The organism is Prochlorococcus sp. MIT 1341 (assembly GCF_034092415.1).
In the GTDB taxonomy this organism is placed as follows: Bacteria; Cyanobacteriota; Cyanobacteriia; order PCC-6307; family Cyanobiaceae; genus AG-363-P08.
The window spans coordinates 1408588-1421917 of record NZ_CP139304.1; the positions used below are offsets into that span (position 1 = coordinate 1408588).

General features: G+C 41.3%; 11 protein-coding genes and 1 tRNA gene. 9 read left to right on the forward strand and 3 right to left on the reverse strand.

Annotated elements, in window-relative coordinates:
* Positions 1-27 precede the first annotated feature (27 nt).
* From SOI84_RS07100 to SOI84_RS07125, 6 genes are all read left to right on the forward strand, one after another.
* Complete coding sequence (locus tag SOI84_RS07100; RefSeq protein ID WP_320673852.1) at positions 28-1368, forward strand: sensor histidine kinase; 1341 nt, start codon at positions 28-30, stop codon at positions 1366-1368.
* A 117-nt stretch (positions 1369-1485) separates the two neighbouring features.
* Complete coding sequence (locus SOI84_RS07105; protein ID WP_320673853.1) at positions 1486-1917, forward strand: photosystem I reaction center subunit II; 432 nt, start codon at positions 1486-1488, stop codon at positions 1915-1917.
* A gap of 65 nt (positions 1918-1982) precedes the next feature.
* On the forward strand, positions 1983-3497 hold the full coding sequence (locus SOI84_RS07110; protein WP_320673854.1) for an anthranilate synthase component I family protein: 1515 nt from the start codon (positions 1983-1985) through the stop codon (positions 3495-3497).
* 2 nt (positions 3498-3499) lie between these two features.
* Positions 3500-4639 (forward strand): glutamate--cysteine ligase, encoded by a 1140-nt coding sequence (gene gshA, locus SOI84_RS07115; protein ID WP_320675412.1) that lies wholly within the window; start codon positions 3500-3502, stop codon positions 4637-4639.
* A gap of 2 nt (positions 4640-4641) precedes the next feature.
* Positions 4642-7668: a phosphoenolpyruvate carboxylase gene (gene ppc, locus SOI84_RS07120; RefSeq protein WP_414153631.1), complete on the forward strand. Its 3027-nt coding sequence runs from the start codon at positions 4642-4644 to the stop codon at positions 7666-7668.
* Between the two features lie 6 nt (positions 7669-7674).
* A complete protein-coding gene (locus tag SOI84_RS07125) occupies positions 7675-8127 on the forward strand; it encodes an N-acetyltransferase (RefSeq protein WP_320673856.1) in 453 nt (150 codons plus the stop codon).
* Between the two features lie 29 nt (positions 8128-8156).
* On the opposite strand, the gene SOI84_RS07130 is transcribed toward SOI84_RS07125, so the two are convergent.
* Positions 8157-8230, reverse strand: a tRNA-Arg gene (locus SOI84_RS07130).
* Between the two features lie 23 nt (positions 8231-8253).
* Between SOI84_RS07130 and recF the strand changes: the two genes are divergently transcribed.
* Together recF and speD are read left to right on the forward strand one after the other, a co-directional pair.
* Positions 8254-9432, forward strand: coding sequence for a DNA replication/repair protein RecF (gene recF, locus SOI84_RS07135; RefSeq protein ID WP_320673857.1), 1179 nt, complete (start codon positions 8254-8256; stop codon positions 9430-9432).
* A 26-nt stretch (positions 9433-9458) separates the two neighbouring features.
* The gene (gene speD / locus SOI84_RS07140; protein ID WP_320673858.1) at positions 9459-9935 is read left to right on the forward strand and encodes an adenosylmethionine decarboxylase; all 477 of its coding nucleotides are present in this window, start codon (positions 9459-9461) and stop codon (positions 9933-9935) included.
* A gap of 71 nt (positions 9936-10006) precedes the next feature.
* On the opposite strand, the gene larE is transcribed toward speD, so the two are convergent.
* Positions 10007-10861: an ATP-dependent sacrificial sulfur transferase LarE gene (larE, locus tag SOI84_RS07145; protein ID WP_320673859.1), complete on the reverse strand. Its 855-nt coding sequence runs from the start codon at positions 10859-10861 to the stop codon at positions 10007-10009.
* A 68-nt stretch (positions 10862-10929) separates the two neighbouring features.
* On the opposite strand from larE, the gene SOI84_RS07150 reads away from it, so the two are divergent.
* On the forward strand, positions 10930-12138 hold the full coding sequence (locus SOI84_RS07150; protein ID WP_320673860.1) for a cob(I)yrinic acid a,c-diamide adenosyltransferase: 1209 nt from the start codon (positions 10930-10932) through the stop codon (positions 12136-12138).
* A gap of 23 nt (positions 12139-12161) precedes the next feature.
* Here SOI84_RS07150 and moeB read toward each other — a convergent pair whose 3' ends face one another.
* Entirely contained in the window at positions 12162-13328 is a 1167-nt protein-coding gene (moeB, locus tag SOI84_RS07155; RefSeq protein WP_320673861.1) for a molybdopterin-synthase adenylyltransferase MoeB, read from the reverse strand.
* Between the last annotated feature and the right edge of the window lie 2 nt (positions 13329-13330).

Consider the following 13330-nt stretch of genomic DNA (forward strand, 5'->3'; position numbering starts at 1 on the left):
AGGTGCTTAAGTGCTTTTCACGAAAGAATGGCTCAAGGGCTTACTCCTGGAAAGGTTGATGAAGAGACTGTTCGACGTCTTTGGTGGGCTGCATTAGAGACTCTTCAGGAAGATGTTTTGCTACCAATGAATCCATCTTCAGGGATTTGGATAGCCGCTCCACTACCAGCACTTTATGAACCTCGTTTATTAAAACGTTTTAAAGGATGGGTTTGGGCTCCTGAACAATTAAGCAATTTACATGTTCCTTTTGGAGGCTTTTTGCTCCCTAGCAAAACCAGATCAATATCTCAGCAAAGCATTGCAGATGAAGGCCACTTTAAAAGGATGCCTTTAAGACAAGATGATGGACAAGATCCATTGTTGATAATAATTACTCCTGATATTCAGGTTGCACTTGCTTTGTCAGGGAAAAAAGGCGAAAGACACCTCCTTATGAGGAGTGATCCTGATGCTATTGCTGATTTGTTAAAGATTTTGGATTTGAGAATTGATGATGAAGATCATGCTCAGGCAAATGAATTGCGTCTCGCGTTAGCAGCTTTAGGGCAATTAGAAAGTAATCCTGGCCTTGAACAGTTGTTCTGGCCAAGATTGGCTGAGAGGCTTGCAGCGATTGCTCCAAGCCTTACGTTGCAAACAATCCCGGATAAATCAAATGAGTCTGAGCCTATTAATGAGCAAACTGCGGAACTGTCACTTTTGGAGGCTATTACGCATGAGGTACGAACACCTTTAGCAACTATCAGAACACTGATTCGCTCTCTGTTAAGACGAACGGATCTCCCAGATATTGTTGAAAATCGTTTAAAACAGATTGATACGGAGTGTACAGAGCAAATTGATCGGTTTGGTTTGATTTTTAATGCGGCAGAATTACAGCGTCAGCCTCAAGAGACTTCAAGACTGGCAAGAACTGATTTAGGGAAAATGTTGGAATTGTTATATCCCTCTGCAAGTTATCAATTAGAAAGGAGAGGTGTTCGACTTCGACTCGACATTTCGCCTGACCTTTCCCATGTATTAAGTGATCCAGAGCGGCTTGAATTGATGCTAGGCGGTCTTATAGATAGAACGAGTCGGGGTCTTCCTCCTGGCTCTAGTCTTACTTTGAAGCTGCGCCCAGCAGGACATCGATTGAAACTTCAAATACTTATTGAAGAAATTGATCCATATATCAATGGTTGTGCAAGCAAACAACAAAACGCACAGCTTGGGCCGGTATTAAGTTGGAACCCAAATACTGGCAGTTTGGAACTTACCAAGGCCGCTACGCAACAATTGTTGGCTAGTTTGGGTGGTCGCTTAACAGATCGACGTGATAATGGCTTGACCGTGTTTTTCCCAGTTGCGGACTGTAATGTTTGACTTTTTTAAATTCTTTTAATGTTGACGGGTGTGACGGTTGACCCCTTGTAGTGTTCTAGGGGAAAAACACGGTGCTAATTTTCATAGGTACCGGAATTACGGATTTAGAGGACAGCCATGGCTTCTGAGGCTTTGAAAGGTAATCTCCCAAAGAGCATTGCCAGTACAGGTGGGCTTTTAAATTCTGCTGAAACTGAGGAAAAGTACGCCATCACTTGGTCAAGCGGGAAGGCTCAGGCTTTTGAGTTGCCCACTGGTGGTGCTGCGGTGATGAATGAGGGTGAAAACATCATGTATTTCGCTCGCAAGGAACAGTGTCTTGCTTTGGGAACTCAATTAAGAACTTCCTTTAAGCCAAGGATTGAAGATTACAAGATTTATCGCATCTTTCCTGGTGGCGATACTGAGTTTCTTCATCCAAAGGATGGTGTTTTCCCTGAAAAAGTCAATGAGGGACGTCCAGTCGTCAATCACAATCCTCGTCGAATTGGTCAGAACCCCAATCCCTCAAGTCTTAAGTTCAGCGGTAGAAATACTTACGACGCTTGAGCCCTTTTACTCATAATCCTTTAAGGGATTACTAACTTCACGGCAATAGCTGCGAAGGTTCCTTAATGGTTAGTTCTGATCGTTCCTCTTTTTATGAGGCAGCTTCTAAAGGTTCAAATTTCATTCCTTTAGCCAGGAGTTGGCCAGCTGATTTGGAGACACCTCTCTCAACTTGGATGAAGGTTGGGCAAGGTAATCCTCCAGGTGTACTGCTTGAGTCAGTTGAAGGTGGTGAAATTGTTGGACGTTGGAGTGTTGTGGCTAGTAATCCTTTATGGACTGCTAAATGTAGAGGCGATCGTATGCAAAGGATATGGCGTTGTGGAAAAGAAGAAGAATATGTAGGGAATCCTTTTGAAGGTCTAAGAACCTGGTTGTCTGGATATAAGACAGTTACCCTTCCAAATCTTCCTCCTTTAGGACAGCTTTATGGAATGTGGGGATTTGAATTGATTGGTTGGATGGAGCCAAAGGTCATTTCACATGAACGGGGTCCTAAGGATCCACCCGATGGTGCTTGGATGTTGATGGATAGCATTCTCATTGTCGATCAAGTGAAAAGACTAATAACTGCTGTCGTATATGGAGATCTAACTGATGGGCAAACTCCAGATGAAGCCTATACAAAAGCTTTTAAAAGGCTTGACGAGCTTGAAAGAAAAATGTCCGACCCCATTCCTTTTAGTCAACCTTTGAGATGGCAAGAAGCAGTTAAGGAGTATCCAGGGGTCACTAGCAATTGCACACAACAGGAGTTTGAAAGTGCTGTCAAATTGGCAAAGGAACATATTGCTGCAGGCGATGTCTTTCAATTAGTTCTTAGTCAGCGCTTAGAAGCAAGAGTTGAAAAGCAACCTCTTGATTTGTATCGCAGTTTGCGCATGGTTAACCCTTCTCCATATATGGCTTTTTTTGATTTTGGAGATTGGCAGTTAATTGGTTCCAGCCCTGAGGTTATGGTCAGGGCAGAGCCTAGCCAGGATGGAATTCTTGCAAGCCTTAGGCCTATTGCTGGTACTCGTCCTAGGGGTTTAACCCAGGATGAGGATGAGCAGTTAAAAAAAGAGTTATTGGCTGACCCTAAAGAAATAGCAGAGCATGTGATGCTTGTTGATCTTGGTCGCAACGACCTTGGTCGAGTTAGTAGGCCTGGAAGTGTTTCTGTAAAGCAATTAATGGTAATTGAGAAGTATTCACATGTAATGCACATGGTTAGTGAAGTTGAAGGTCTTCTTTCTCCAGAGAATGATGTTTGGGATTTATTAATCTCTTCGTTTCCTGCAGGTACTGTTAGTGGAGCGCCAAAGATACGAGCTATGCAGTTAATTAACGAATTAGAATCTCAATCACGCGGGCCTTATTCGGGAGTCTATGGTTCTGTGGATTTGACAGGTGCATTAAATACTGCAATTACTATTCGCACCATGATTGTTAGCCCTCATTCAAAAGGGGGCTTGCGAGTTCAGGTTCAAGCAGGGGCTGGTGTGGTAGCAGATTCCAATCCAGAGTCTGAATATAAGGAGACCCTGAATAAGGCTCGAGGGATGCTCTCAGCTATTGCTTGTTTGGACGTAAGTTAGTTATGGATATGAAATTACTTCTGAAAGGTTTTGAGGTTGAGCTTTTTACTGGAAGGCCTAATGGAGAGCATGTAGGGGTTGCAGTTGAAGTTAGTCAGGAGTTACAAGAGTTTGTTAAGGAGCCTGATCAACGGAATCTTGAGTACATAACCAAACCTTCTTCTGATTATTCTTTACTTAGAGAATCTTTATTGGCACCTAGAAGAAAGTTGCGTTCTTGGTTGCGACCTAAGGGATTAACCTTATTACCTGGTAGTACTCTAAGCTTGGGAGACAGTAAAAGATTTGAACGGTCGGATCTGAGTAATCCTTATCATGATTTAATTGAGACTTCATATGGTACAAAAGTAGTTACAGCAAGTATTCATATCAATTTAGGGTTGGAAGATTTGCATTTGCTTTTTGCAGCTTTGCGATTAGTTAGATGTGAGGCTTCTTTATTACTTGCTCTGAGTGCTAGTTCTCCTTTCCTGGATAATGTTCCTACTGGGATGCACTCACAAAGATGGAGTCAATTCCCTTTAAATCCTAATGACGTCCCATTGTTTTTGGACTATGAGCATTATGTGAGGTGGGTTGAAAATTCTCTTTTGAGTGGGGTGATGCGAAATGAGAGACATTTGTGGACTTCAGTACGTCCAAATGGACCTCGTCGTCCCTACGAGCTTAATCGTCTTGAGCTTAGGATCTGTGATTTGATAACGGACCCTTCCGTTCTGCTTGCAGTGACTGCTTTATTAGAACTTAGAGTACTTAGCCTTATTAAAGAACCAGAGAAGTTAGATCCTTTAAAAAGTAGTGAGTTATCTGAAATAGAGTTAGCTGTATTAAGTGACAAGAATGATTTAGCAGCTTCAAAAGATAGCCTTGATGCAGCTTTGTCACACTGGAGAGATGGAAGTTTGATTATTTGTAGAGATTGGATTAAAGACCTTGTTGAAGAGGTAACACCTTTAGCAAAAGAGCTGTCTATGCTCGATCAGCTATCTCCATTGGCCTCTGTTTTGCGAACTGGAAATCAGTCCATGCAATGGCTTCAGGATTATTCTCAAGGTAAGAGTATTCAAAGTGTTCTTAAAGAAGGAATTTCAGCGATGGCTATAGAAGAGATGCAGGCTTCTCGTGCTGAGATGATGCTTTGATGATGCCTAAATCTGATTCTTCAAGCAATTCAATGCAGCGTTCCTCCCAGAACGGGTCTATCAAAGCAGATGAGCTGAGATCTGTTCCAGTACAGCAAGAAAATGCTGGCAGATTATTGGAACAACGTCTTGAGCTTGTCGAAGATCTTTGGCAGACGGTATTACGGAGTGAATGCCCCCCAGAACAAGCTGAAAGACTTTTGCGATTGAAGAAATTAAGTGATCCGTTGACTGATGAGGGCACGGATAAATTTGGAACCGGCGCTGCAATTGTTTTACTGATTCGTGAAATGGATTTAGCTGAGGCAATAGCTGCAGCACGTGCATTTTCTTTGTATTTTCAGTTGGTTAATATTCTGGAGCAAAGAATTGAGGAAGATAGTTATCTTGCAAGTATAAAAAGTGTTAGGGAGGGTGGATCTGAGGAGTCTTTTGATCCTTTTGCTCCTCCACTTGCTAGTCAAACAGATCCAGCCACTTTTAGAGAGCTATTTGAGAGATTACGTCGATTAAATGTTCCTCCAGCTCAACTTGAGACTCTTTTGCAAGAATTAGATATTCGTCTTGTATTTACTGCACATCCAACTGAAATTGTTAGGCATACTGTTAGACACAAACAAAGAAGAGTTGCTAGTCTTTTACAACAACTTCAGTCTAATTCGGTTGTCTCCGAATCAGAAAAAGAAAGTTTGAGACTTCAGTTAGAGGAAGAGATAAGACTTTGGTGGCGTACTGATGAGTTGCATCAGTTTAAACCTTCTGTTCTTGATGAGGTTGATTATGCACTTCATTATTTTCAGCAAGTTTTATTTGATGCAATGCCTCAACTCAGAAGAAGAATTTCTACGGCTTTGACATCTAGTTATCCAGATGTTCATCTCCCACAAGCTGCGTTTTGTACGTTTGGTTCTTGGGTTGGTTCTGACCGTGATGGGAACCCCTCTGTCACTCCAGAGATCACATGGAGAACAGCTTGCTACCAACGTGAATTAATGTTGGAACGTTATTGCTCAGCAGTACAAAAATTAAGGGATCAATTGAGCATTTCTATGCAATGGAGTCAGGTTAGTGCTCCATTACTTGAGTCACTTGAAATGGATAGATTGCGTTTCCCAGAGGTCTACGAGGAGCGGGCAGCTCGTTATCGACTTGAGCCATATCGGTTGAAGTTAAGTTATACCTTAGAGCGTCTGAGATTGACGAAACAACGTAATAAACAATTAGCTGAAATGCGTTGGTGGGAGAGTTCACCTGAAGGCACAGATGTAAAAAGAAATTCAATTAATGTAGGTGAAGCACCTCACTATGCATCTGTCGAAGAGTTTCGAAGTGATTTGGAGTTGATTAGGAACAGTTTGGTAAGTACAGATTTGAGTTGCGAGCCTCTAGAAACTTTACTTACACAGGTTCGGATATTTGCTTTTTCATTAGCCAGTTTAGATATTCGCCAGGAAAGTACGAGGCATAGTGATGCTATTGATGAGTTGACGTGTTATTTAAATCTTCCAAAGTCCTATCAAGAGATGCAGGAGAATGAAAAAGTTGAATGGCTAAAGCAAGAACTTCAAACTCGTAGACCATTGATCCCTTCAGAAGTGTCATGGTCTCAAAGTACATCCGAGACTTTTTCAGTTTTCAGAATGCTAAATAGACTTCAGGAAGAATTTGGAAGCAGGATTTGTCGAACTTATGTGATTTCAATGAGCCATAGTGTTTCTGATTTGTTAGAGGTTTTATTGCTTGCAAAAGAGGCAGGATTGGTTGATCCAATTGGGAAACATTCTGAGCTTCTTGTGGTTCCTCTTTTTGAGACAGTTGAGGATCTTCAGCATGCGCCTTCGGTGATGGAAGAACTTTTCGACATGCCTATTTATAGGAATTTGCTTCCCAGGATTGGTGAAAATTCGCAGCAGCTTCAAGAGTTGATGCTTGGTTATTCAGATAGTAATAAGGATTCAGGTTTTCTTTCGAGTAATTGGGAGATTCATCAGGCACAAATTGCATTGCAAAATTTGGCCTTTAAAAAAGGCGTTGCTTTACGTTTATTTCATGGTCGTGGAGGATCGGTGGGTCGTGGGGGCGGGCCTGCATATCAAGCAATTCTTGCTCAACCAAGTGGAACACTTCAAGGTCGAATAAAGATTACTGAACAAGGAGAAGTACTTGCATCAAAATATAGCCTACCTGAATTAGCTCTTTATAACTTAGAGACAGTAACTACTGCAGTATTACAGAACAGTCTCGTCAGAAATCAATTAGATGCTACCCCTGAGTGGAATCAGCTAATGACTCGTTTAGCTGCAAGATCCCGAGAGCATTATAGAGCTCTTGTTCACGACAATCCAGATTTAGTAGCTTTCTTTCAGCAAGTGACTCCTATTGAAGAAATTAGTAAGTTACAGATTTCCAGTCGTCCAGCTCGTAGGAAAAGTGGAGCTAAGGACTTATCTAGTCTTAGAGCTATTCCATGGGTATTTGGTTGGACGCAAAGTCGTTTCTTATTACCTAGTTGGTTTGGAGTTGGCACTGCTTTGGCAGCAGAGGTTGATGCTGACCCTGCTCAACTGGAGCTATTACGTATGCTTCACCAGCGCTGGCCTTTCTTCAGGATGTTGATATCTAAGGTTGAAATGACTTTATCTAAAGTTGATTTAGATTTAGCTAATCATTATGTAAGTGTTCTTGGTGGGAGAGAGTATCGCGAAGCGTTTGGTCTGATTTTCGAGACGATCTCTAATGAATATACTTGTACACGTAAATTGATTTTAGATATTACTGGTCATAAAAGATTGTTAGGCGCTGATCATGCACTCCAATTGTCTGTAGATCTTAGGAATCGTACTATTGTCCCTTTGGGTTTTCTTCAGGTTGCTTTATTAAGACGCTTGCGTGATCAAAATAGGCAGCCACCAATTAGTGAATTAGCTGGAGGCGATTCAGATGGACGTACTTATAGTCGAAGTGAATTATTAAGAGGTGCCTTGCTAACTATTAATGGTATTGCTGCAGGTATGAGAAATACGGGCTGATTTTTTATGCCTTTTAGAATCAAGTCTTCCTCTTTAAGTCTTCCACCAGGACATTTTTTAGATGATGAGAATGTTCCTGAATCAGGCTCTCTGAATCGACTTTTCTGGAAATGTAGAGAGCAAATGTATCACCCTAAGAAACTTTCATTGGCTATAGAACGTAGTATTTATTATCTCAGCATTTATAAAGAATCTACTGGATCTTTAGTAGGGTTTGTGCGTGCAACGACTGACTATGGATTAAATGCGAATTTATGGAACTTAGTCGCTCAACCTGGTGATGATCAGGGAAGCTTGTTGTCGGTATTAGTGAATAAAACACTGCGTGTTTTGCGAAGGGATATTCCTGGTTGCAGTATTTCAATTGCTGCTTCAAAAGCCTCGCAACAAGCATTGCAAGAAAATGGTTTTTTGCTTGACCCCGGTGGTATTCGGGCAATGGGGTTGAAGCTTTTTTAAGTCATTCCTTTTTTCAAACCCTTTATTAACGAGCATGGAGGGACTCGAACCCCCGACCCTCAGAACCGGAATCTGATGCTCTATCCAACTGAGCTACATGCCCATTTATAAGCATCTAGCTTATAAATGACTCGACTATCACGTCCCTTCATCACGGTAGCTTATCTGCAAGTTGCTTTTCGACCGATCCGGCTCCATAGGCTTGAACTAGAGGGATTCCGTAATTACATCCAGTTGGAACTGGATGTAATTGAAAAGCGGCTATTAATAATTGGATCAAATGGTGTAGGCAAATCAAACCTGCTAGAGGCGGTTGAATTGTTAGGTAGTTTGAGATCTCATCGATGTAGCCGTGATCAAGATCTTATTCATTGGAATAAAACCCAATCGCTTCTTCGAGCTATCGCTAATGATGGTGATCAACTGCAACTCGAGCTTCGAAGAAGAGGTGGGCGGAAGGCATATCTCAATGAAAAACCTTTAGTTCGGCAGTTGGATCTTATAGGTCCATTGAGATGCGTATGCTTCAGTGCGTTGGATCTTGATTTAGTTCGGGGTGAACCTGTTTTAAGAAGGAATTGGCTGGATAGGGTTGTTCAGCAGTTAGAACCTGTTTATTCAGAGTTGACAGGTCGTTATAACAAGCTTTTGCGACAAAGAAGTCATTTTTGGAGAAATCTGGCTAATCATTCTTCTCAGGATCGTTTAGCGATGCTTGATGCTTTTGATACTCAGATGGCTTTAGTAAGTACTCGAATTCATCGACGAAGGAAAAGAGCATTGGGACATTTGCAACCCTTGGCGGCTAAATGGCAAGAAACTCTTAGTAATGGGAAGGAGAAATTTACTATGACTTATGAGGCAGGTAGTGTTTTGGAGGGAGAGGAAGAGGAGAAGGCCTGGCGAATTTCGATAGAAGAACAGCTTCTTGGCCAGCGAGTGAATGAAGAACGACTTGGGCATTGTTCTGTGGGCCCTCATAGGGATGAGATTGGCTTTTTGATAAATGGTGTGTTGGCACGTCGCTTTGCTTCTGCTGGTCAGCAAAGAACAATTGTGCTTGCTTTAAAGCTGGCAGAGTTGGACCTTGTAAGCCAAATTTATGGAGAGCCAGCGCTTTTGTTGTTGGATGATGTATTAGCAGAATTAGATAAAACCAGACAGTTGTTATTGCTTGAGGCTGTTGGTGAGCAACATCAAAGTCTTATTACAGCAACCCATTTAGATGGATTCGCAAGGGATTGGCAAGCTGATTCACAAATTGTGGAGGCTCAGCTCTTTAGAGATTTGGGTAACGTCAAGTAATGTGCTGATCAATTTTTCCCGAATACATGGATCCTATTCCTACTTGCTTGCACCCTAATCCTGGGTGGATCGATTCGGAAGCTAAAGACCTTAATAAGGTTCGGTCTTTCGCAAATACCAACATTGCTGGCAAGCATTGCATTCTTGAGTTGTATGACTGTGATCAAGGGAAGACTAATGACGAGGCTTTTGTAAGGACCTTATTGACTGCGGCAGCCAAGCATGCAGGAGCCCAACTTCTCAACTTGATGACTCATCGTTTTGCTCCTCAGGGTGTTACTGGATTAGCTCTTTTGGCAGAGTCACATATATCTATTCATACATGGCCTGAGCATGGATATGCTGCTGTTGATGTTTTTACTTGTGGAGAGAACACCTTGCCTGAAAGGGCTTGTGAGTTTTTAGGCCATGAATTAGAGGCTAAAGGCTTTTCCTTGAAAAGCTTGCAAAGAAAAATTCCTGAAGATATTAGAACCGCAATTAGAAAACCAGTTGATATTTAGTTAATTTTTAAGGGTAAATTTTTAGAGAAATAAAGTAAGTCAATAAACCTCTTTGAGCTTATTGAGTAAGTTTAATGATTCGAATTTATTTTTATATGCTTGTTTAATTTGCCACTAGAAAAGCCTTCTAGATCAATAGTTACAGAATCAAACCCAAGCTCAATGAATTTTTTGATGATCCTTTCTCTCATTACATCTTCTGTGATTTCTTTTATTTGATGGGAAGGAACTTCGATTTTTCCATTTAATCCTTCATTCCTTACTCTCACATGAGTAAATCCATTTTCTTTTAACCATGATTCCGCTTTTCCAACTAAAATTAGCCGATTTGAGGAAATTAATTCTCCATATGGGAACCTAGATGCAAGACAGGGCTCTGCTGGTTTATCCCACCATGGGAAACCAAGTGCCTTAGAAATTTTACGGATAGATAATTTACCAATTTTTAATTCTGCAAGTGGTGAAATGACTCCAGCTTCTTTGGCTGCAGAAATTCCAGGCCGATGGTCTTTTAGGTCGTCATAGTTGACTCCATCAATAACTTGGAAGTTGCCTGCTTTTTGGGAAATAAGTTTTAGATGAGAATGCAATTCACTTTTACATGCGTAACATCTATTCGTGGGATTACTGTTGTATTTGGGATCTTTTAGTTCTTTGGTAGAGCATTCCTTGTGGTTTATTCCTATCCAAGCTGCTTGTTGTCTTGCCTCGCTTAAAAGTGTAGGCGCTAATGCTGGCGAAACTCCAGTAACAGCAAAAGCGTTTTTATTCAATTGTTCTTTAGCTATGGCAGTAACCAAAGAACTGTCTACACCTCCAGAATAAGCAATGCATACACGCTGAAGCCCTCCAATGAAGTTGCGGAGCTCAGTGAGCTGGCTGAACTCTTCTTCAGAGAGTTCTTCAAGAAGTTCAAAATTTGACACTTGTTTTTCCCTTAAAAAACAAGACGCTTGCAGAACTAGTTAAGCTCCACTCATAGTGAGTCTTGTATATGTCTTCACAGACGGAAGCAGCGAAGACATTGCGCGAGAGAAAACAAACTCGCAATGGCAAAGGGCAAGGTATTGGCATTGTTACAGCTGCAGACCGCCAGGAACGTAGTCATGGTCAATTGCACATTTATGACGGGGAAGGTAAAGGAAAAAGTCAGGCTGCTTTAGGAGTGGTTCTTCGGACTATTGGGTTAGGAATTTGTGAGAAGAGACGAACAAGGGTATTACTACTTCGATTTTTGAAAGGGCCTGGAAGGTCATATGACGAGGATTCGGCAATTGAAGCTCTTCAAAAAGGCTTCCCACATTTAATCGATCAAGTCAGGACCGGTCGTGCTGATTTTTTTAGTGCCGAGGGGGCTTCCCATTTTGATTATTTGGAAGCGCAAAGAGGTTGGGATATTGCAAAGGGAGCTATTGCTAGTGCTCTCTATTCAGTTGTAGTTTTAGATGAGCTAAACCCTGTTTTGGATTTGGGTTTACTGGATGTTGAAGAGGTGGTGAATACACTTAATTCAAGGCCAGAGGGAATGGAGATAATTGTTACCGGGCGTGCAGCTCCTACTCCTTTGATTGATGTGGCTGATTTGCATTCTGAGATGCGTGCTCATCGTCGTCCACCTCAAGAGGAGGACAATTTGCTAAGTCTTAATTCAACTGGAGGAATAGAGATTTACACCGGCGAGGGTAAAGGTAAATCAACGAGTGCTCTCGGGAAAGCTCTTCAGGCAATCGGTCGAGGGATTAGTCAAGATAAGAGTCATAGAGTGTTAATTCTTCAATGGTTAAAAGGTGGTAGTGGTTATACAGAAGATGCAGCAATAGCAGCGCTGAGAGAAAGTTATCCACATTTAGTTGATCATCTTCGCTCTGGTCGCGATGCGATTGTTTGGCGAGGTCAGCAACAACCTATTGATTATGTTGAAGCAGAACGCGCTTGGGAAATCGCAAGAGCAGCGATTTCTAGCGGACTTTATAAAACAGTTATCCTTGATGAGTTGAACCCATGTGTTGACCTTGAGCTCTTGCCAGTTGAGCCAATTGTACAAACTTTGCTAAGAAAACCTGCTGAGACTGAGGTTATAATTACTGGCAGGTGTAAAAATCCACCAGCCTATTTTGACTTGGCAAGTATTCACTCCGAGATGGTTTGCCATAAGCATTATGCGGAGCAAGGAGTAGATCTTAAGAGAGGAGTTGATTATTAAATTAGGCTTAGAAAATATTATGCTTAGGCATTTCTTTTCTTGATTATCTGGTATTCCCATGATTCTATACCACCTTTAACATTAATACTCTCTATGCCATAGCTTCTAAGAATTCTGATCGCTTTTGCAGAGTTGAAACCCTTCTTGCAGTGAATATATATCTTGCGATTTTCTGCAATTTTCTTTATTTCTTTAATGGATTCTCCACTTTCTATTTGCTTAAGTGGAATTAATTTTGCCCCAGGGATAGATGATAACTCTGCTTCACATGGATTCCTGACATCTAGAAGAGCAATAGCATCCTTTTTATGATCAAGAAGCATTTTTAATTCTCTTGTGGAAATAGTTTCTATTTCATATCTATTCTTCTTCTGCCTATTGTTTGGATTCTGCTGTGGATCTTTCTCATTAGGTAATTTACTGATCAAAGACCTACTTTTATCTTTAGATAGCCTTAGCTCACGAAATTTCATTGATAGTGCATTAAATACAAGCAACCTGCCATCGAGTGGATCACCTATGCCTGTGATAATTTTGATTGCTTCAGTAGCTTGTATGACGCCTATTATTCCTGGCAATACGCCTAAAACTCCGCCTTCGGCACATGATGGAATTAGATCATTTGGAGGTGGTTCTGGCAATAAATCTCGATAATTAGGGCTGTTGGAAGATAAATTGAATACACTTGCTTGCCCTTCAAATTGTGAAATGGAACCATAAATATTTGGCTTATGAAGAATTACGCAAGCATCATTTATTAAATATCTAGTTGCAAAATTATCTGATCCATCACATACGAGGTCATAGGGTTTGATGATTTCCAGGACATTTTCTTCAGTGATTTTTGTTTCAAAGACATCGACTTGGCAATTTGGATTGATTTCAAGGAGCTGATCTTTTGCTGAAGAGGTTTTTTTCCCCCCAACCGAGTTGCTTCTATGGATTATTTGTCTTTGTAGATTTGATTCTTCAACTACATCAAAGTCAACTATCCCTATGCGCCCCACACCAGCAGCGCTGAGGTAAATAAGTAATGGTGATCCCAGTCCTCCAATGCCTATACAAAGTACAGAAGCATTCTTAAGACGTTTTTGGCCCTCTAAACCGACTTCAGGAAGATTGATATGACGTGAAAAACGTTTGATCTCTTCTGGGCTTAGATCTTGGTGAGGTTTCCGTTTGGTGTTCATGA

Coding starts and splice junctions, on each gene's coding strand:
- SOI84_RS07100 (WP_320673852.1), top strand. CDS start 28: ATGGCTCAAGGGCTTACTCCTGGAAAGGTTGATGAAGAGACTGTTCGA.
- SOI84_RS07105 (WP_320673853.1), top strand. CDS start 1,486: ATGGCTTCTGAGGCTTTGAAAGGTAATCTCCCAAAGAGCATTGCCAGT.
- SOI84_RS07110 (WP_320673854.1), top strand. CDS start 1,983: ATGGTTAGTTCTGATCGTTCCTCTTTTTATGAGGCAGCTTCTAAAGGT.
- gshA (WP_320675412.1), top strand. CDS start 3,500: ATGGATATGAAATTACTTCTGAAAGGTTTTGAGGTTGAGCTTTTTACT.
- ppc (WP_414153631.1), top strand. CDS start 4,642: ATGCCTAAATCTGATTCTTCAAGCAATTCAATGCAGCGTTCCTCCCAG.
- SOI84_RS07125 (WP_320673856.1), top strand. CDS start 7,675: ATGCCTTTTAGAATCAAGTCTTCCTCTTTAAGTCTTCCACCAGGACAT.
- recF (WP_320673857.1), top strand. CDS start 8,254: ATGACTCGACTATCACGTCCCTTCATCACGGTAGCTTATCTGCAAGTT.
- speD (WP_320673858.1), top strand. CDS start 9,459: ATGGATCCTATTCCTACTTGCTTGCACCCTAATCCTGGGTGGATCGAT.
- SOI84_RS07150 (WP_320673860.1), top strand. CDS start 10,930: ATGTCTTCACAGACGGAAGCAGCGAAGACATTGCGCGAGAGAAAACAA.
- moeB (WP_320673861.1), bottom strand. CDS start 13,328: ATGAACACCAAACGGAAACCTCACCAAGATCTAAGCCCAGAAGAGATC.